This window comes from Escherichia sp. E10V10 (assembly GCF_004211985.1).
Lineage (GTDB): Bacteria > Pseudomonadota > Gammaproteobacteria > Enterobacterales > Enterobacteriaceae > Escherichia.
Genome location: NZ_RHJO01000016.1, coordinates 58,890 through 76,993, shown reverse-complemented (window position 1 = coordinate 76,993; position 18,104 = coordinate 58,890). Strand labels below are relative to the sequence as shown.

Here is an 18,104-nt window from a genome sequence, read left to right as displayed (position 1 = left end):
GCCTCTTACTTATCTTTGTTGCACATCGGGAAGCCGAGGGCTTCACGGGAAGCGTAGTATGCTTCTGCCACTGCTTTGGTCAGGGTGCGAATGCGCAGAATGTAGCGCTGACGCTCGGTGACGGAGATGGCTTTACGCGCATCCAGCAGGTTGAAGCTGTGGGCGGCTTTCAGAATACGCTCGTAGGCTGGCAGCGGCAGCGGATTTTCCAGCGCCAACAGCTGCTGCGCTTCTTTCTCGTATTGCTCGAAGCAGGTGAACAGGAAGTCCACATCCGCGTATTCGAAGTTGTAAGTGGACTGCTCCACTTCGTTCTGATGGAACACGTCGCCGTAGGTGGTTTTACCCAGCGGGCCGTCGCTCCAGACCAGGTCGTATACGCTGTCTACGCCCTGAATGTACATTGCCAGACGTTCCAGACCGTAGGTGATCTCGCCGGTAACCGGTTTACACTCCAGACCACCAACCTGCTGGAAGTAAGTGAACTGTGTCACTTCCATGCCGTTCAGCCACACTTCCCAGCCCAGCCCCCAGGCACCCAGCGTCGGGTTTTCCCAGTTATCTTCCACGAAACGGATATCGTGGATAGTCGGGTCCATGCCCAGCTCTTTCAGAGAACCGAGGTACAGCTCCTGAATATTGTCCGGCGATGGCTTAATGACCACCTGGAACTGATAGTAGTGCTGTAAACGGTTGGGGTTTTCGCCATAGCGACCATCGGTCGGGCGACGAGAAGGCTGGACATAAGCAGCCGCCATCGGTTCTGGCCCCAGCGCGCGCAGACAGGTCATTGGGTGAGAGGTTCCCGCGCCGACTTCCATGTCCAATGGTTGAACAATGGTGCAGCCCTGGCGAGCCCAGTAATCCTGTAAGGTCAGGATCAAGCCCTGGAAGGTCCTGGTATCAAACTTTTGCATATTATTTCGTGCTGGATACGTGTGGATTTAAAGGAAGGGATCAGTATACCCGCTGGATGGAAGATATACAGTACGAAACGGGAAAAAGCAGGGCTTAACGCATGGAAAGATGCAAAAAATGGCCATCTGCGTCAAAAGAACAGACAAACTGCTCTTTCCGGAAGGTATAACCACGCATTTCGTAGCTCCCCTGGAACTGTTCAAATGCGGTGACGTCGATTTTTTGCTCACCGGTGTTATAACGTTTTGCTGCCTGATCCTTGCACAACGCTTCCATATTCAATGAACGCAGCGGCTCAACCTTTACCCGCTGTGCTTTCTGCTCGGGCGGCGGTGTCGAGCATCCCACTAACACAATAAGTGCCATTGCTGGAAAGAAATAGTTCATCATCATTAAATTACCGTCTTATTTGCAGGTGAGTCTTATTATTAATATCGGTATAGTGGCTGAATCTAACGAATTTCCTCAAGCCTCTATAAGCTGTAGAGATAAAACTCGGATTATTCCAGTGCACCAGCTGAATGATTTATCGGTCAGACCTTTTTTAACCAGTTACAGAGACACAGATGCAGCCCAAAATTTATTGGATTGATAACCTGCGAGGGATAGCCTGTTTAATGGTGGTGATGATTCATACCACCACCTGGTATGTAACCAACGCCCATAGCGTCAGCCCCATAACCTGGGATATCGCGAATGTTCTAAATTCTGCCTCCCGTGTCAGCGTGCCGCTATTTTTCATGATTTCAGGCTATCTCTTTTTTGGCGAACGTAGCGCCCAGCCCCGTCATTTCTTGCGTATTGGCTTATGTCTGCTGTTTTATAGTGTCATCGCGTTGATCTACATTGCGCTTTTTACCGCTATCAATGTGGAGTTAGCGCTGAAAAACCTGCTACAAAAGCCTGTGTTTTATCACTTATGGTTTTTCTTCGCGATTGCGGTGATTTATCTGGTTTCGCCGCTGGTTCAGGTGAAAAATGTTAGCGGTAAAATGTTGCTGGTACTCATGGTGGTGATTGGCATCATCGCTAACCCAAACACTGTGCCACAGAAGATCGACGGCTTCGAATGGCTACCGATTAATTTATATATCAATGGCGATACTTTTTACTACATCCTGTATGGCATGTTGGGCCGCGCCATTGGCATGGTGGATACGCAACATAAATCACTGTCGTGGGTGAGCGCCGTACTGTTTGTTGCGGGGGTATTTATTATCTCTCGCGGGACATTATATGAATTACAGTGGCGCGGAAATTTTGCCGATACCTGGTATCTCTATTGCGGACCGATGGTTTTTATCTGCGCAATCGCGTTACTGACTCTGGTAAAAAATACGCTGGATACACACACTGTTCCCGGGCTTGGGCTGATATCACGCCATTCTTTAGGTATATACGGGTTCCACGCATTGATTATCCATGCGCTGCGTACCCGGGGGATTGAGCTTAAAAACTGGCCAATACTGGATATTATCTGGATCTTCTGCGCCACGCTGGCCACAAGCTTATTACTTTCTGTGCTGGTGCAACGAATCGACCGAAACAGATTCGTAAGTTGAGCAAAAGCCCGGTCACATTGACCGGGCTTACAAGGATTATTCGCTATATTCTTCCTGAGCAACCACTGTTTCTTTTGATGGGTTAACTCCAGCATCACGAATATTCTTCTGCACTGCTACTGCACCAAACAAACTTAAAAAGAAGGCCAGGCCGTAAAACCCTTTTTCGCTGAGTAATAATGTTGCATTCCACAGACCAACTATCAGTAATGCGACAGAAATGATAAAGACAACCAGGCAGGTCATATAATAAATGGATGTAGTGGGGATGCCTTCATATTTGTCTCGCACAGTTTTTTGATAAGATGCGGCTGAAAATAGTCCTAGCACCAGAACAGCAAAGTAATATCCTTTTTCATTTAACTGCATTTCCGCATTCCATAGCCCTAATAAATAGGTAACAATACCGCCGCCAAGCGCTATCCATGACACAATGCTAAATGCTGGAGAATAGGTTGATATTTTTTTTCCATCACAGTATTCCTTTCATTCCTGAATGTGTAAGAGCTTTATGTTGCTCATGCCGAGTGAAACAAACGCATTTGACCAAACAAGCAGACAAAAAAGGCGATGGGGTAGATCACCATTTCATAAGCATTGATAGGTGCATTTAAAACACCGATAAACAACAGACCGATAGTGATTAACGCAACTAACTGGCAGATGCGAATAAACATGTCATCCAGTTGCCCGAGTTTTTCAGCACGAAGATAAGCATAATTGCCAAACGTTCCCGTCATTAACACGCCGAGAAAATAGCCTTTGCCGCTTAACAATGGGCATGAGATCCCTAGCCCAACCAGATAAACCAACGCCCCGACAACGAATAATAGTTTTGCCACAGTCTTTGAGGTTTTCATAATGATCTCCGTATCTACCAGCGATACATTACGATTAACCAACGAAAGACAAAACTGAAAAACACCATTAACAAATGATTTTCAGAATAAATTCATATGAAATATTAATGAATTGATAATATATATAGACGAGAATTATCCCCTGCCCGGTCAGGCGGGGGATAAGTTTACGCCATTAGTGGCAGAAGTTGCTGATAGAGACGACGGAATGTTTCGCGTCGTGGCTGATAAGCGGCATGATGCTGCGCGTTCGGCATATGCGACTGCTCTAACGGCAGTTGCGGCAACAATTCACTGAGCGATTTATCTGGATTCACCGCAATCTGCGCCAACCTTGCTGCGCCCAGTGCAGGCCCTACATCACCACCCGTGCGGTAATCCAACTGCTGACCGCAGATATCCGCCAGCATCTGACGCCAGTACTCACTACGCGCTCCACCACCAATCAGGGTAATACTTTGCGGTTTAATGCCGCAGGCGTGCACTACATCCATGCCATCGGCCAGCGCATAACCCACGCCTTCCAGCACTGCTCGCGCCAGTTCATTAGGGCCGTGTTGATGGGTCAGGCCAAAGAACCCCCCCTTCGCCTGTGGATTATTGTGCGGGGTACGCTCGCCGGAAAGATAAGGCAAAAACCAGATTGGCTCGGCACTTTCATCTGCCTGTTGCGCAGCTGCAATTAAGCCTGGGACATTACTCAGGCCGGTTAATTTCGCAGCCCAATCCAGACACGATGCCGCACTCAACATCACCGACATTAAATGCCAACGCTGTGGTAATGCATGGCAAAAGCTGTGTACGGCGCTTTCCGGCTTGCTTAAGAACCCTTCGCTCACCGCAAAATAAACACCAGAAGTTCCCAGCGACAGCATTGCCTGGTTGGTATCAACCATACCCACACCAACCGCGCCAGCCGCATTATCGCCGCCGCCCGCGACAACAGGCACTGCCGCCATTCCCCATGCTTTTGCCACCTCGGGTAGCAAAGTCCCGGTAACTTCACTGCCTTCGTATAATGCTGGCATCTGGTCACGGGACAGCTGGCAAGCTTGCAGCATGACATCACTCCAGTCACGCTTCGCGACATCCAGCCACATGGTGCCTGCCGCATCAGACATATCACTGGCAAACTCTCCGGTCATACGCAGACGCAAATAATCTTTTGGCAATAAAACCTTGTCTACCTGACGGAATATATCTGGCTCATGGCGTTGCACCCACAGCAGCTTAGGCGCGGTAAATCCGGGCATCATCAGATTGCCGGTTATAGCGCGCGAATCCGGGACTCGTGCTTCAAGCAAAGCGCACTCTTGCGCACAGCGCCCGTCATTCCACAAAATCGCTGGACGTAATACCTGCTGCCGAGCATCAAGTAACGTAGCTCCGTGCATCTGTCCGGCAATACCTAACGCCTTAACCTCTTGCAAAGAATATTGTCGCGCAAGCGTTCTCACTGCACGATCTGTTGCCTGCCACCACTGTTCCGGGTCTTGTTCAGACCAGAGGGGATGCGGGCGCGAAACGGTCAGCTTTTCTGTTTGTGAAGCAATTACCTCACCCTGTTCGTTGAGCAGAATGACTTTCACGCCCGATGTGCCAAGATCTATCCCGATATACATAGCGATCGTTCCTTAAAAAATGCCCGGTATCGCTACCGATAACCGGGCCAACGGACTGCACAGTTAGCCGTTATTTGTCGAACAGATAATGGTTTACCAGATTTTCTAACTGCTCCTGGCGACCACTCTGATGCACCGGTGCAAGATTATGTTCCTGGGCATATTTTGCTAAATCCGCCAGTGACATTTGGCCTTTCAGAATTTGCTGGCCCAGTTCGCTATTCCAGCCGGAATAACGTTGCGCGACGCGTTTATCCAGCTCACCGTCTTCAATCATGCGTGCTGCAATTTTCAGCGCCAGTGCCATCGTATCCATCGCGCCAATATGACCGTAGAACAGGTCATATTTATCGGTGCTCTGACGACGTACTTTGGCATCGAAGTTCAAACCACCGGTGGTAAAACCGCCCGCTTTGAGAATTTCATACATCACCAGCGCATTTTCTTCCACGCTGTTCGGGAACTGGTCGGTATCCCAGCCCAACTGCGCGTCACCACGGTTAGCATCGACAGAACCGAACAGACCAAGCGCAATGGCCGTGGCAATTTCATGGTGGAAAGAGTGACCCGCCAACGTTGCATGGTTTGCTTCAATATTCAGTTTAATCTCTTTTTCCAGGCCAAACTGCTTCAGGAAGCCGTAGACCGTCGCGGCATCGTAATCATATTGATGTTTGGTCGGCTCTTGCGGTTTCGGTTCGATAAGCAGGGTACCCTGGAAACCGATTTTATGTTTATGCTCAACCACCATCTGCATAAAGCGGCCAATCTGTTCACGCTCCTGACGCAAATCGGTATTCAGCAGCGTTTCGTAACCTTCGCGACCGCCCCACAACACATAGTTTTCACCACCCAGTTTATGCGTCGCTTCCATCGCCGTAACGACTTGTGTTGCTGCCCAGCTGAAAACTTCCGGGTCGGGATTCGTAGCTGCGCCTGCACCATAACGTGGGTTAGTAAAGCAGTTAGCGGTTCCCCACAGCAGTTTCACGCCGCTCTCTTCTTGTTTACCTGCCAGCACATCGACCATTTGCGCAAAGTTATTGATGTACTCTTTTAACGATGCGCCTTCCGGGGAAACGTCCACATCGTGGAAGCAATAAAAAGGCACATGTAATTTGTGGAAAAACTCAAATGCGACATCTGCTTTACGCTTCGCCAATGCCAGCGCCTCGCCAGGTTGCTGCCAGGGACGGTTAAACGCGCCTACGCCAAACATATCCGCCCCGTTCCAGCAGAAGGTGTGCCAGTAGCAAGCGGCAAAACGCAAATGGTCTTCCATACGCTTACCCAACACCAATTCGTCGGGGTTGTAGTGACGGAATGCTAACGGGTTAGAGGATTTCGGGCCTTCATAACGAACGCGATCGAGCTGGTCAAAATAAGCTTGCATAATGAACTCCATAATCAGGTAATGCCGCGGGTGATGGATGATGTCGTAATATTGGGCACTCCCTTTAAGTTGCTCAATTATGTTATTTCACACTGCTATTGAGATAATTCACAAGTGTGCGCTCGCTCGCAAAATAAAAGGGAATGATGAAATTGGGTAATTACTCGAAGAGAAAAATGCAACAAATTCGATTAACCAACAAAAATAAGATCTCGGTCATAAATCAAGAAATAAACGAAAAATCGTAATCGAAAGATAAAAATCTGTAATTGTTTTCCCCCATTTAGTTGCTAAAAATTGGTCACGTTTAACGCGGTGATTGTTACTTTTTAAAGCTACCCTCTAACAAAAGAAGGCCTCTGAACCATGAAAATAAAGAACATTTTACTCACCCTGTGCACCTCACTTCTGCTAACCAACGTTGCGGCACATGCTAAAGAAGTCAAAATCGGTATGGCTATTGATGATCTCCGTCTTGAGCGCTGGCAGAAAGACCGGGATATTTTCGTGAAAAAAGCTGAATCTCTCGGCGCAAAAGTATTTGTGCAGTCTGCAAATGGCAACGAAGAAACTCAAATGTCGCAGATTGAAAACATGATTAACCGGGGAGTCGATGTTCTTGTCATTATTCCGTATAACGGACAGGTATTAAGTAACGTTGTAAAAGAAGCAAAACAAGAAGGCATTAAAGTATTAGCTTACGACCGCATGATTAATGATGCTGATATCGACTTTTATATTTCTTTCGATAACGAAAAAGTGGGCGAACTACAAGCAAAAGCGCTGGTCGATATCGTCCCGCAAGGAAATTATTTCCTGATGGGCGGCTCTCCGGTGGATAACAACGCTAAGCTTTTCCGCGCCGGGCAAATGAAAGTATTAAAACCTTACGTTGACTCCGGGAAAATTAAAGTCGTAGGCGACCAATGGGTTGATGGCTGGTTACCAGAAAACGCGCTGAAAATTATGGAAAACGCGTTGACCGCCAACAATAACAAAATTGACGCTGTTGTTGCTTCTAACGATGCTACTGCTGGCGGGGCTATTCAGGCATTAAGCGCGCAAGGTTTGTCAGGGAAAGTCGCCATTTCCGGTCAGGATGCGGATCTCGCCGGCATTAAACGTATTGCTGCGGGTACGCAAACCATGACGGTGTATAAACCGATTACTCTACTGGCAAATACTGCCGCGGAAATTGCCGTTGAACTGGGTAACGATCAACAACCTAAAGCAGATACCACGCTGAATAATGGGCTGAAAGATGTTCCATCCCGCCTGCTGACACCTATTGATGTGAATAAAAACAACATCAAAGACACGGTGATTAAAGACGGTTTCCACAAGGAGAGCGAGCTTTAAGCGTTACGTCCCTGTCGACAACGGGGACGTGATTTCTCTCCATGCCGCATGAACTGATTGGCTTAGGTGGAGTCGTTATGTCTTATCTACTTGAAATGAAGAGCATTACCAAAACTTTCGGCAGCGTAAAGGCGATAGATAACGTCAGTTTGCGGCTAAATGCTGGTGAGATCGTCTCACTTTGCGGTGAGAACGGTTCTGGTAAATCAACATTAATGAAAGTGCTATGCGGAATTTATCCCTTTGGCAGTTACGAAGGCGAAATTACTTTTGCTGGTGAAGTAATACAGGCAAGTCACATCCGCGATACCGAACGCAAAGGTATTGCCATCATTCACCAGGAATTAGCATTGGTGAAAGAGTTGACCGTGCTGGAAAATATCTTTCTTGGCAATGAGATAACCTGCAATGGGGTCATGGATTATGACCAGATGACGCTACGCTGTCAGAAACTGTTAGCGCAAGTCAGCTTATCCATTTCACCGGATACCCGCGTTGGTGATTTAGGGCTTGGGCAACAACAACTCGTTGAAATTGCCAAGGCACTAAATAAACAGGTGCGTTTATTAATTCTCGATGAACCAACCGCCTCATTAACTGAGCTGGAAACCACAGTTTTACTGGATATTATTCGCGATCTGCAACAACACGGCATCGCATGTATCTATATTTCTCACAAGCTCAACGAAGTCAAAGCGATTTCCGACACAATTTGTGTTATTCGCGACGGTCAACACATAGGTACGCGTGATGCAGCCGGAATGAGCGAAGACGATATTATCACCATGATGGTTGGGCGAGAATTAACGGCACTGTACCCAAACGAACCACATACCACTGGCGATGAAATATTACGCATAGAACATCTGACGGCATGGCATCCGGTTAATCGTCATATTAAACGGGTTAACGATGTCTCGTTTTCCCTGAAACGTGGCGAAATACTGGGGATTGCTGGACTGGTCGGCGCTGGTCGCACCGAAACTATTCAATGCCTTTTTGGCGTTTGGCCCGGACAATGGGAAGGGAAAATCTATATTGATGGCAAACAAGTGGATATTCGTAATTGCCAGCAAGCCATCGCCCAGGGTATTGCAATGGTGCCAGAAGATAGAAAGCGTGATGGCATCGTTCCGGTAATGGCGGTTGGTAAAAATATTACCCTCGCCGCACTCAACAAATTTACCGGGGGTATTAGCCAGCTTGATGATGCCGCAGAGCAAAAATGTATTCTGGAATCTATCCAGCGACTCAAAGTGAAAACGTCGTCTCCGGAACTTGCTATTGGACGTTTAAGCGGCGGCAATCAACAAAAAGCGATCCTGGCACGCTGTCTGTTACTCAACCCGCGCATTCTCATTCTTGATGAACCTACCAGGGGTATCGATATTGGCGCGAAATACGAGATCTACAAATTAATTAACCAACTCGTCCAGCAGGGTATCGCCGTTATTGTCATCTCTTCTGAATTACCTGAAGTACTTGGTCTTAGCGATCGCGTACTGGTGATGCATGAAGGAAAACTAAAAGCCAACCTGATAAATCATAACCTGACTCAGGAGCAGGTGATGGAAGCCGCATTGAGGAGCGAACATCATGTCGAAAAGCAATCCGTCTGAAGTGAAATTAGCCGTACCGACATCCGGTGGCTTCTCTGTGCTGAAGTCACTGAATTTACAAGTTTTCGTGATGATTGCAGCAATCATCGCCATCATGCTGTTCTTTACCTGGACTACTGACGGCGCCTATTTAAGCGCCCGTAACGTCTCCAACTTGCTGCGCCAGACCGCGATTACCGGCATCCTTGCGGTAGGGATGGTGTTCGTCATAATTTCTGCCGAAATCGACCTCTCGGTCGGCTCGATGATGGGGCTATTAGGCGGCGTCGCCGCTATCTGCGACGTCTGGTTAGGCTGGCCTCTGCCACTCACCATTATTGTGACGCTGGTTCTGGGCCTGCTTCTCGGCGCATGGAATGGTTGGTGGGTTGCGTACCGCAAAGTGCCTTCATTTATTGTCACCCTGGCGGGCATGTTGGCATTTCGCGGCATCCTCATTGGCATCACCAACGGTACGACAGTTTCACCCACCAGCGCCGCGATGTCACAAATTGGACAGAGCTATCTACCCGCCAGCACCGGTTTCATTATTGGCGCACTTGGCTTAATGGCTTTTGTCGGCTGGCAATGGCGTGGAAGAATGCGCCGACAAGCTTTGGGTTTACAGTCTCCGGCATCTACAGCGGTGGTCGGTCGCCAGGCTTTGACCGCCATCATCGTATTAGGCGCAATCTGGCTACTGAATGATTACCGTGGCGTTCCTACTCCTGTCCTGCTGCTGACGTTGCTGTTACTCGGCGGCATGTTTATGGCAACAAGGACAGCTTTCGGGCGGCGCATTTACGCTATTGGCGGCAATCTGGAAGCGGCGCGACTCTCCGGGGTTAACGTAGAACGCACCAAACTTGTCGTGTTTGCTATCAACGGTTTGATGGTGGCCATCGCGGGGTTAATCCTCAGTTCACGGCTTGGTGCAGGCTCGCCTTCTGCCGGTAATATCGCCGAACTGGATGCCATTGCAGCCTGCGTGATTGGCGGCACCAGTCTGGCTGGCGGCGTAGGGAGTGTTGCGGGGGCTGTGATGGGGGCATTCATCATGGCTTCGCTGGATAACGGCATGAGTATGATGGATGTTCCGACCTTCTGGCAGTATATCGTCAAAGGTGCGATTCTGTTGCTGGCAGTATGGATGGACTCCGCAACCAAACGCCGTTCCTGATTTTGATAAAAATTTTCTCAAAACCGGTAACGTGTTGCCGGTTTTGAGTTTTTGCATGATTCAGCAGGAAAAGAACCATGTTTACTAAACGTCACCGAATCACATTACTGTTCAATGCTAATAAAGCCTATGACCGTCAAGTTGTAGAAGGTGTGGGGGAATATTTACAGGCGTCACAATCGGAATGGGATATTTTCATTGAAGAAGATTTCCGCGCCCGCATTGATAAAATCAAGGACTGGTTAGGAGATGGCGTTATTGCCGACTTTGACGATAAACAAATCGAGCAAGCGTTGGCTGATGTCGACGTCCCCATTGTCGGGGTTGGCGGCTCGTATCACCTGGCAGAAAGCTATCCGCCCGTACATTACATTGCCACTGATAACTATGCGCTGGTTGAAAGCGCATTTTTGCATTTAAAAGAAAAAGGCGTTAACCGCTTTGCTTTTTATGGTCTGCCAGAGTCGAGTGGCAAAAGATGGGCAGCCGAACGCGAATATGCTTTTCGCCAGCTTGTCGCCGAAGAAAAGTACCGTGGTGTCGTTTATCAGGGACTGGAAACTGCACCAGAAAACTGGCAGCACGCGCAAAACCGGTTGGCCGACTGGTTGCAAACGCTGCCACCGCAAACCGGGATTATTGCCGTTACTGACGCCCGGGCGCGGCATATTCTGCAAGTTTGCGAGCATCTGCATATTCCCGTACCGGAAAAACTATGCGTAATTGGCATCGATAACGAAGAGCTAACCCGCTATCTTTCTCGCGTCGCGCTTTCTTCGGTTGCCCAGGGCGCACGGCAAATGGGCTATCAGGCGGCAAAACTTCTGCATCGGTTGTTAGATAAAGAAGCGATGCCGTTGCAGCGGATTTTGGTCCCGCCAGTACGCGTCATTGAACGGCGTTCTACAGATTACCGTTCGTTGACCGACCCGGCTGTTATTCAGGCCATGCATTACATCCGCAATCATGCCTGTAAAGGGATTAAAGTGGATCAGGTGCTGGACGCTGTCGGCATATCACGCTCCAATCTTGAGAAGCGTTTTAAAGAAGAGGTGGGCGAAACCATACACGCAATGATTCATGCCGAGAAGCTGGAGAAAGCGCGCAGCCTGCTAATTTCAACAACCTTATCAATCAACGAAATATCGCAAATGTGCGGTTATCCATCGTTGCAATATTTCTACTCTGTATTTAAAAAAGCATATGACACAACGCCGAAAGAGTATCGCGATGTAAACAGCGAGGTCCTGCTGTAGCAGGAGGGGAAAAGCCGCCAGGCATGATAAGACGCGCCAGCGTCGCATCAGGTAACGCAGCACAACCACCTGATGCGAGCAAAAGCCTTATCCGACCAACAAGTCGGATAAGGCTCGAGGGAATGCAATTACATATGCGCAGCGATTAACCGCTGGTTATCCTGGTACATCGCGAACAGGTAGTTGTTATAACTCTGTCCCTTCGTTGAATAACCTTTCAGCTTGTGAATCATCGCTGTGGCGGTGACTTCCTGATCAGCTTTACGCAATTGTGCACGTGATTTACGGAACGAAGCGTAAGCCGGGTGCGTATTCAGGTTAGTAACATAGGCGCTCACCGACTCTTTGACAGAATCAAAGTGAGAATAGCCTTTCACTTTACCCGGACCATTATTACAACGACCTTTGCCACACTTCATGCCAAACAGGTTGTTGTTGTTACGCGCCAGCTTCGACGTCCCCCAACCACTTTCTGCCGCAGCCATCGTCGCCACCATACTGGTCGGGATAATGTCTACGCGTTCAAGCAGCGTATTCCACGGGATTTTTCGTGTATTACCAGACCACTTCACCTTATAGCGTTTGGCGATGTCTTTCAGACGCGCACGCTCTGCAGGCGACCATTGGCCCTGGTACTGTTTTGAAATCAGCCAGTTACGTTCCGCCGTAATGGCTGCATTTTGGCTGGTAATGTAAGGCATTACGGTCCGGAGAAACGCTTTTTTCCTTGGTGTTCCGGAAGGGTATTTTCGCAAATCAGGAAGTGAACTGCTCTTTGCACTATTGCGAGAATACTCTTGTTTACTGCTTACCTGTTTATTACTAGCTTTGGTTATGTGGGACTTTTGACTCGCTGTTGTCGTGTGCGTTTTCGCTAACACCTCACTCGAAAACATCAGAGTGAGTAACATAAGAATCATCGCCCCATATCGTCGTATGGGAGTCAAAATCATCAGTTCTCCTGGTCGGATTTAATCATTCCAACACCTTATATTTTTCACAAATTTGAGAGTTGAATCTCAAATCATATCAAAAATAGCTGTCAAGAGCACCCCAAGGAATAGTCCAAATCTGAAACTATGTCACGTGTTAACCGTTCAGATTGGCGCTAAATCGCAGAAAATGTGGGGTTTATCGCAAAAAATAAACTTAAATCTCAGGTGAAATACTCCCCCTTTCGTCTCATCCTGGCGCAATCCTCATCAGGGATGAGTTTTACCAGTATTATCACTGGCAAACTGGTGAAATTCACAGCAACAAGGACTCATCCGTTATGAAACTTGCCGCCTGTTTTCTGATACTCCTGCCCAGTGTTGCCATTGCCGCCGACTGGACATCTCAGGGATTTCCCACCTTTGCTGAACAAAGTGCAGGAACATTTGTTAGTCATGCCCAGCTGACCAAAGGTACGCGACCGCTGACGCTAAATTTTAACCAACAATGCTGGCAGTCTGCGGATGCGATAAAACTCAATCAGATGCTTTCTCTCAAACCTTGCGACAGCACGCCCCCTCAGTGGCGATTGTTCAGGAACGGTGAATATACGCTGCAAATAGATACCCGCTCCGGCACACCAACGTTGATGATTTCGGTCCAGAACACCGCCGAACCGGTAGCAAACCAGGTCCGCGAATGCCCAAAATGGGATGGAAAACCACTGACGCTTAATGTCAGCGGCACTTTCCCGGAAGGTACGGTAGTCCGGGATTATTACAGCCAGCAAATCGCGACGGTGAAGAACGGCCAAATAACGTTACAACCTGCCGCCACCAGCAATGGTTTACTTCTGTTGGAACGCGCGGCAACTGACACACCTGCCCTTTTCAACTGGCATAACGCCACGGTTTACTTTGTGCTAACAGACCGTTTCGAAAACGGCGATCCCAGCAATGACCAGAGCTACGGACGTCATAAAGACGGCATGGAGGAAATTGGCACTTTCCACGGCGGTGATTTACGCGGCCTGACCAACAAACTGGATTATCTCCAGCAGCTGGGCGTCAATGCTTTATGGATAAGCGCCCCATTTGAGCAAATTCACGGCTGGGTCGGCGGTGGTACGAAAGGCGATTTCCCACATTATGCCTACCACGGTTATTACACACAGGACTGGACGAATCTTGATGCCAATATGGGCAACGAAGCCGATCTACGGACGCTGGTTGATAGCGCGCACCAGCGCGGTATCCGCATTATTTTTGATGTGGTGATGAACCACACCGGCTATGCCACGCTGGCGGATATGCAGGAGTATCAGTTTGGCGCGTTATACCTTTCAGGTGACGAAGTGAAAAAAACGCTGGGTGAACGCTGGAGCGACTGGAAACCTACCGCCGGGCAAACCTGGCATAGCTTTAACGATTACATTAATTTCAGCGACAAAACAGGCTGGGATAAATGGTGGGGGAAAAACTGGATCCGTACCGATATCGGCGATTACGACAATCCTGGATTCGACGATCTCACCATGTCGCTAGCCTTTTTGCCGGATATCAAAACCGAATCAACTACCGCTTCTGGTCTGCCGGTGTTCTATAAAAACAAACCGGATACCCACGCCAAAGCCATTGACGGCTATACGCCGCGCGATTACTTAACCCACTGGTTAAGTCAATGGGTCCGCGACTACGGTATTGATGGTTTTCGGGTCGATACCGCCAAACATGTTGAGTTGCCCGCCTGGCAGCAACTGAAAACTCAGGCCAGCGCCGCACTTCGCGAATGGAAAAAAGCTAACCCCGACAAAGCATTAGATGACACACCTTTCTGGATGACCGGCGAGGCCTGGGGTCATGGCGTAATGCAAAGCGACTACTATCGCCACGGATTCGACGCGATGATCAATTTCGATTATCAGGAACAGGCGGCGAAAGCGGTCGATTGCCTGGCGCAGATGGATACCACCTGGCAGCAAATGGCCGAGAAATTGCAAGATTTCAATGTGTTGAGCTATCTCTCCTCGCATGATACCCGCTTGTTCCGCGAAGGGGGCGACAAAGCAGCAGAGTTATTATTATTAGCGCCAGGCGCGGTACAAATCTTTTATGGTGATGAATCCTCGCGTCCGTTCGGCCCCACCGGTTCTGATCCCCTACAAGGCACACGTTCTGATATGAACTGGCAGGATATCAGTGGTAAATCTGCCGCCAGCGTCGCGCACTGGCAGCGCATCAGTCAGTTCCGCGCACGGCATCCAGCCATTGGCGCAGGCAAACAAACGGCGCTTTCGCTGAAACAGGGGTACGGATTTGTCCGTGAACACGGCGACGATAAAGTAATGGTCGTCTGGGCGGGGCAACAGTAACTTTTCCGGCTTCCCGTGCGGCAGTGCGTCGGGAAGCCCACCAGCCTAAAATACCATCCTAACCGAAAACCACAGCATAAAGTGTCAATCCACCGTCAACAGCGTGATTTGCACCCCGGCAAATGTAGCGTTATTGTTACCTTCCTTGCTACAGAGTTCGACAGATATCCCGCTATGACATTCTCCCTTTTTGGTGACAAATTTACCCGCCACTCCGGCATTACGCTGCTGATGGAAGATCTGAACGACGGTTTACGCACCCCCGGCGCGATTATGCTTGGCGGCGGCAATCCGGCGCAGATCCCGGAAATGCAGGACTATTTCCAGACGCTGCTAACCGACATGCTGGAAAGTGGCAAAGCCACTGATGCGCTGTGCAATTACGATGGGCCACAGGGGAAAACGGAGCTGCTGTCTCTGCTTGCCGGTATGTTACGCGAGAAGCTGGGTTGGGATATCGAACCACAGAATATTGCACTAACAAACGGTAGCCAGAGCGCCTTTTTCTACTTATTTAACCTGTTTGCCGGACGCCGTGCCGATGGCCGGGTCAAAAAAGTACTGTTCCCGCTGGCACCGGAATATATTGGCTACGCGGATGCCGGGCTGGAAGAGGATCTGTTTGTCTCTACGCGTCCGAATATCGAACTACTGCCAGAGGGCCAGTTTAAATATCACGTCGATTTCGAACATCTGCGCATTGGCGAAGAGACGGGGATGATTTGCGTCTCGCGACCGACGAACCCAACAGGTAATGTGATAACCGATGAAGAGTTGCTGAAGCTGGATGCGCTGGCGAATCAGCACGGGATCCCGCTGGTGATTGATAACGCCTATGGCGTCCCGTTCCCGGGCATCATCTTTAGCGAAGCGCGCCCGCTGTGGAATCCGAATATCGTGCTATGCATGAGCCTTTCCAAGCTGGGTCTGCCAGGTTCGCGCTGCGGCATTATCATCGCCAATGAAAAAATCATCACCGCCATCACCAATATGAACGGCATTATCAGCCTCGCGCCTGGCGGCATTGGTCCGGCGATAATGTGTGAAATGATTAAGCGTAACGATCTACTGCGCCTGTCAGAAACGGTCATCAAGCCGTTCTATTACCAGCGTGTTCAGGAGACTATCGCTATCATTCGCCGCTATTTACCGGAAGATCGCTGCCTGATTCATAAACCAGAAGGGGCAATATTCCTCTGGTTATGGTTTAAGGATTTGCCGATTACCACCGAGCAGCTCTATCAGCGCCTGAAAGCGCGCGGCGTGCTGATGGTGCCGGGCCACAACTTCTTCCCAGGGCTGGATAAACCGTGGCCGCATACACATCAATGTATGCGCATGAACTACGTACCAGAGCCGGAGAAAATTGAGGCGGGTGTGAAGATTCTGGCGGAAGAGATTGAACGCGCCTGGGCTGAAAGCCATTAAAAATTGCCTGATGCGCTGCGCTTATCAGACCTACATAATTTCTGCAATCAATTGAATTTGTAGGTCGGATAAGGCGTTTACGCCGCATCCGGCATAAACAAAGCGCACAATTCCGGCGTTGAATAACGCCGGAAAAACGTTTCAAACAGGCTGCTGCTGTAGCCGCTGACGCTGGATTTTCTCGACATCCATACATTGCAACGCCTGTGTCGGGCAGGCTTCAACACAGGCCGGTCCCGTCGCCCGATGCCAGCACAGATCGCACTTAATCGCCCTCGCCTTTTTGCGCGAAGAAACGACCTCCATCGCACCAAACGGGCAAGCCAGCATACAGCTTTTACAGCCAATGCAACGTGATTGTTCAACGAAAATATGCCCATGTTCGCGGCTTATCGCGTCAACAGGGCAGACATTCGCGCACGGTGCATCTTCACACTGATGACAGGCTACTGCCGTGGTCCAGCTGTGGTCTTTAATAACACGAATACGGGAAATAAACTCGCCCGGCGACAACGCAGAGCAATCCTGATTTTCCTGATGCGACACTGCGCAAGCCACTTCACAGGTACGGCAACCGATACATTTCGTCGCATCCGCAATAATAAACCGGTTCATGATCACTCCTTTGCACTAAAACAGCAGAGTGCCAGAGAGCGCCCCTCTACTGCTTTGATCCAACGAAGGAAATGTTAAAGTTTTGTCACCTGTCTAAAGCGTTATGTGATTGCACTCTGGTCGTCCCTGACAGTAAATCCCAGCTCATTAGAAATAGCCTGCGCGGTTTCACGCAGTGGTTTCAGGAGATTTTTCTCCCCCACCTGTTTCAGACGTGATGTCGAAAGCGAAATCGACACGGCGTACGGCACCCGCCCATGAATATCAAACACCGGAACAGCAATACAGGAGACGCCGAGTTCGTTTTCTTCTCTGTCCATCGCCGCTCCGCTTTCACGAATGTGCGCCAGTTCGTCGAACATCGCGGGCAGCTCGGTAATGGTATTGCGGGTTAACGGCTGGATTTCATTCTGATGGCTTTCCCAGTACGACTTCACGTAGTCCGGGTGACCAAACGCCATGTAGACCTTGCCCATTGCGGAACAGTAGAGCGGCATATGCTGGCCAATATAGGCGCGGGTACGCAGCATCCCGGTGGTGGGCTCGAGTTTATAAATCAAAATAGCGTGATCATCTTCGCGGCTGGAGAAGTTAATGGTTTCTCCGGTGGCAATGTTCAGCGTCTCAAGATGCGGCGCAGCAATATGAATAATATTCAGCGAAGACAGAGCCTTCTGACCGACGGCAATAAATTTGGTGGTCAGGCGGTAACTCCCTGCGGCGGGCGCGGTAGTCACATAGCCACAGGATTGTAACCCCTGCAATAAACGATGGACGGTACTCTTATTTAAACCTGCCAGTTCCGAAAGATGCGCCAGCGGGCAACCGTTTGGATAGTTGCTGAGGATCTCAATTAACATCAAACCACGAAATAGGCTCTGGCTTCCGGCTGGCCTTTCTTTTTCTTGCGTCATCTCGCCCTCTTTTTTCCCCATGTCCAGGTTCCCCTTTTGTCGCGTCCTGATGGTAGCGCAAAGTGTGTCATAGTTCACGATCTGGGCAGATAATT

Annotated in this window: 16 protein-coding genes; 7 read left to right on the top strand and 9 right to left on the bottom strand. The window is 49.4% G+C overall.

The features are described from left to right. Positions 1-5 precede the first annotated feature (5 nt). Complete coding sequence (gene glyQ, locus D9736_RS17190) at positions 6-917, bottom strand: glycine--tRNA ligase subunit alpha (RefSeq protein WP_001168544.1); 912 nt, start codon at positions 915-917, stop codon at positions 6-8. Between the two features lie 94 nt (positions 918-1,011). Next, positions 1,012-1,311, bottom strand: a complete 300-nt coding sequence (locus D9736_RS17185) for a YsaB family lipoprotein (RefSeq protein WP_130216250.1) — start codon at positions 1,309-1,311, stop codon at positions 1,012-1,014. A 173-nt stretch (positions 1,312-1,484) separates the two neighbouring features. On the opposite strand from D9736_RS17185, the gene D9736_RS17180 reads away from it, so the two are divergent. After that, complete coding sequence (locus D9736_RS17180; protein WP_130216249.1) at positions 1,485-2,480, top strand: acyltransferase; 996 nt, start codon at positions 1,485-1,487, stop codon at positions 2,478-2,480. 36 nt (positions 2,481-2,516) lie between these two features. On the opposite strand, the gene yiaA is transcribed toward D9736_RS17180, so the two are convergent. The 4 genes from yiaA to xylA all read right to left on the bottom strand — a co-directional run bounded on the left by yiaA (position 2,517) and on the right by xylA (position 6,355). Further along, on the bottom strand, positions 2,517-2,942 hold the full coding sequence (yiaA, locus tag D9736_RS17175; protein WP_130258807.1) for an inner membrane protein YiaA: 426 nt from the start codon (positions 2,940-2,942) through the stop codon (positions 2,517-2,519). A 56-nt stretch (positions 2,943-2,998) separates the two neighbouring features. After that, positions 2,999-3,340, bottom strand: a complete 342-nt coding sequence (gene yiaB, locus D9736_RS17170; RefSeq protein ID WP_130223009.1) for an inner membrane protein YiaB — start codon at positions 3,338-3,340, stop codon at positions 2,999-3,001. Between the two features lie 167 nt (positions 3,341-3,507). Beyond that, positions 3,508-4,962 carry a xylulokinase gene (xylB, locus tag D9736_RS17165; protein WP_130258806.1) on the bottom strand — a complete coding sequence of 485 codons (1,455 nt, stop codon included), beginning with the start codon at positions 4,960-4,962 and terminating at the stop codon, positions 3,508-3,510. A gap of 70 nt (positions 4,963-5,032) precedes the next feature. Next, on the bottom strand, positions 5,033-6,355 hold the full coding sequence (xylA, locus tag D9736_RS17160) for a xylose isomerase (RefSeq protein WP_064527882.1): 1,323 nt from the start codon (positions 6,353-6,355) through the stop codon (positions 5,033-5,035). A gap of 366 nt (positions 6,356-6,721) precedes the next feature. On the opposite strand from xylA, the gene xylF reads away from it, so the two are divergent. The 4 genes from xylF to xylR all read left to right on the top strand — a co-directional run bounded on the left by xylF (position 6,722) and on the right by xylR (position 11,748). Next, complete coding sequence (gene xylF, locus D9736_RS17155) at positions 6,722-7,714, top strand: D-xylose ABC transporter substrate-binding protein (RefSeq protein ID WP_130210040.1); 993 nt, start codon at positions 6,722-6,724, stop codon at positions 7,712-7,714. Between the two features lie 77 nt (positions 7,715-7,791). After that, positions 7,792-9,333, top strand: coding sequence for a D-xylose ABC transporter ATP-binding protein (gene xylG, locus D9736_RS17150; protein WP_130258805.1), 1,542 nt, complete (start codon positions 7,792-7,794; stop codon positions 9,331-9,333). Continuing rightward, positions 9,311-10,492: a xylose ABC transporter permease XylH gene (xylH, locus tag D9736_RS17145; protein ID WP_130258804.1), complete on the top strand. Its 1,182-nt coding sequence runs from the start codon at positions 9,311-9,313 to the stop codon at positions 10,490-10,492. The genes xylG and xylH overlap by 23 nt, the downstream gene beginning before the upstream one ends. Before the next feature lie 77 nt (positions 10,493-10,569). Next, entirely contained in the window at positions 10,570-11,748 is a 1,179-nt protein-coding gene (gene xylR, locus D9736_RS17140; protein WP_130210034.1) for a D-xylose utilization transcriptional activator XylR, read from the top strand. A 128-nt stretch (positions 11,749-11,876) separates the two neighbouring features. Here xylR and D9736_RS17135 read toward each other — a convergent pair whose 3' ends face one another. Further along, positions 11,877-12,701 carry a protein bax gene (locus tag D9736_RS17135; RefSeq protein WP_130216238.1) on the bottom strand — a complete coding sequence of 275 codons (825 nt, stop codon included), beginning with the start codon at positions 12,699-12,701 and terminating at the stop codon, positions 11,877-11,879. 320 nt (positions 12,702-13,021) lie between these two features. Between D9736_RS17135 and malS the strand changes: the two genes are divergently transcribed. Together malS and avtA are read left to right on the top strand one after the other, a co-directional pair. Next, the gene (malS, locus tag D9736_RS17130; RefSeq protein ID WP_130258803.1) at positions 13,022-15,052 is read left to right on the top strand and encodes an alpha-amylase; all 2,031 of its coding nucleotides are present in this window, start codon (positions 13,022-13,024) and stop codon (positions 15,050-15,052) included. 174 nt (positions 15,053-15,226) lie between these two features. Continuing rightward, on the top strand, positions 15,227-16,480 hold the full coding sequence (avtA, locus tag D9736_RS17125; RefSeq protein ID WP_130216234.1) for a valine--pyruvate transaminase: 1,254 nt from the start codon (positions 15,227-15,229) through the stop codon (positions 16,478-16,480). Between the two features lie 141 nt (positions 16,481-16,621). Here the strand turns inward: avtA and D9736_RS17120 are convergent, their stop codons facing one another. Then, a complete protein-coding gene (locus D9736_RS17120; protein WP_130258802.1) occupies positions 16,622-17,095 on the bottom strand; it encodes a 4Fe-4S binding protein in 474 nt (157 codons plus the stop codon). Positions 17,096-17,196: 101 nt separating this feature from the next. Then, positions 17,197-18,030 carry an IclR family transcriptional regulator YiaJ gene (yiaJ, locus tag D9736_RS17115; protein ID WP_130258801.1) on the bottom strand — a complete coding sequence of 278 codons (834 nt, stop codon included), beginning with the start codon at positions 18,028-18,030 and terminating at the stop codon, positions 17,197-17,199. Positions 18,031-18,104: the final 74 nt, after the last annotated feature.

What these genes read in the sequence shown, in the direction of transcription:
- glyQ (WP_001168544.1), bottom strand. Translation starts at nt 917, where the DNA reads ATGCAAAAGTTTGATACCAGGACCTTCCAGGGCTTGATCCTGACCTTA.
- D9736_RS17185 (WP_130216250.1), bottom strand. Translation starts at nt 1,311, where the DNA reads ATGATGATGAACTATTTCTTTCCAGCAATGGCACTTATTGTGTTAGTG.
- D9736_RS17180 (WP_130216249.1), top strand. Translation starts at nt 1,485, where the DNA reads ATGCAGCCCAAAATTTATTGGATTGATAACCTGCGAGGGATAGCCTGT.
- yiaB (WP_130223009.1), bottom strand. Translation starts at nt 3,340, where the DNA reads ATGAAAACCTCAAAGACTGTGGCAAAACTATTATTCGTTGTCGGGGCG.
- xylB (WP_130258806.1), bottom strand. Translation starts at nt 4,962, where the DNA reads ATGTATATCGGGATAGATCTTGGCACATCGGGCGTGAAAGTCATTCTG.
- xylA (WP_064527882.1), bottom strand. Translation starts at nt 6,355, where the DNA reads ATGCAAGCTTATTTTGACCAGCTCGATCGCGTTCGTTATGAAGGCCCG.
- xylF (WP_130210040.1), top strand. Translation starts at nt 6,722, where the DNA reads ATGAAAATAAAGAACATTTTACTCACCCTGTGCACCTCACTTCTGCTA.
- xylG (WP_130258805.1), top strand. Translation starts at nt 7,792, where the DNA reads ATGTCTTATCTACTTGAAATGAAGAGCATTACCAAAACTTTCGGCAGC.
- xylH (WP_130258804.1), top strand. Translation starts at nt 9,311, where the DNA reads ATGTCGAAAAGCAATCCGTCTGAAGTGAAATTAGCCGTACCGACATCC.
- xylR (WP_130210034.1), top strand. Translation starts at nt 10,570, where the DNA reads ATGTTTACTAAACGTCACCGAATCACATTACTGTTCAATGCTAATAAA.
- D9736_RS17135 (WP_130216238.1), bottom strand. Translation starts at nt 12,701, where the DNA reads ATGATTTTGACTCCCATACGACGATATGGGGCGATGATTCTTATGTTA.
- malS (WP_130258803.1), top strand. Translation starts at nt 13,022, where the DNA reads ATGAAACTTGCCGCCTGTTTTCTGATACTCCTGCCCAGTGTTGCCATT.
- avtA (WP_130216234.1), top strand. Translation starts at nt 15,227, where the DNA reads ATGACATTCTCCCTTTTTGGTGACAAATTTACCCGCCACTCCGGCATT.
- D9736_RS17120 (WP_130258802.1), bottom strand. Translation starts at nt 17,095, where the DNA reads ATGAACCGGTTTATTATTGCGGATGCGACGAAATGTATCGGTTGCCGT.
- yiaJ (WP_130258801.1), bottom strand. Translation starts at nt 18,030, where the DNA reads ATGGGGAAAAAAGAGGGCGAGATGACGCAAGAAAAAGAAAGGCCAGCC.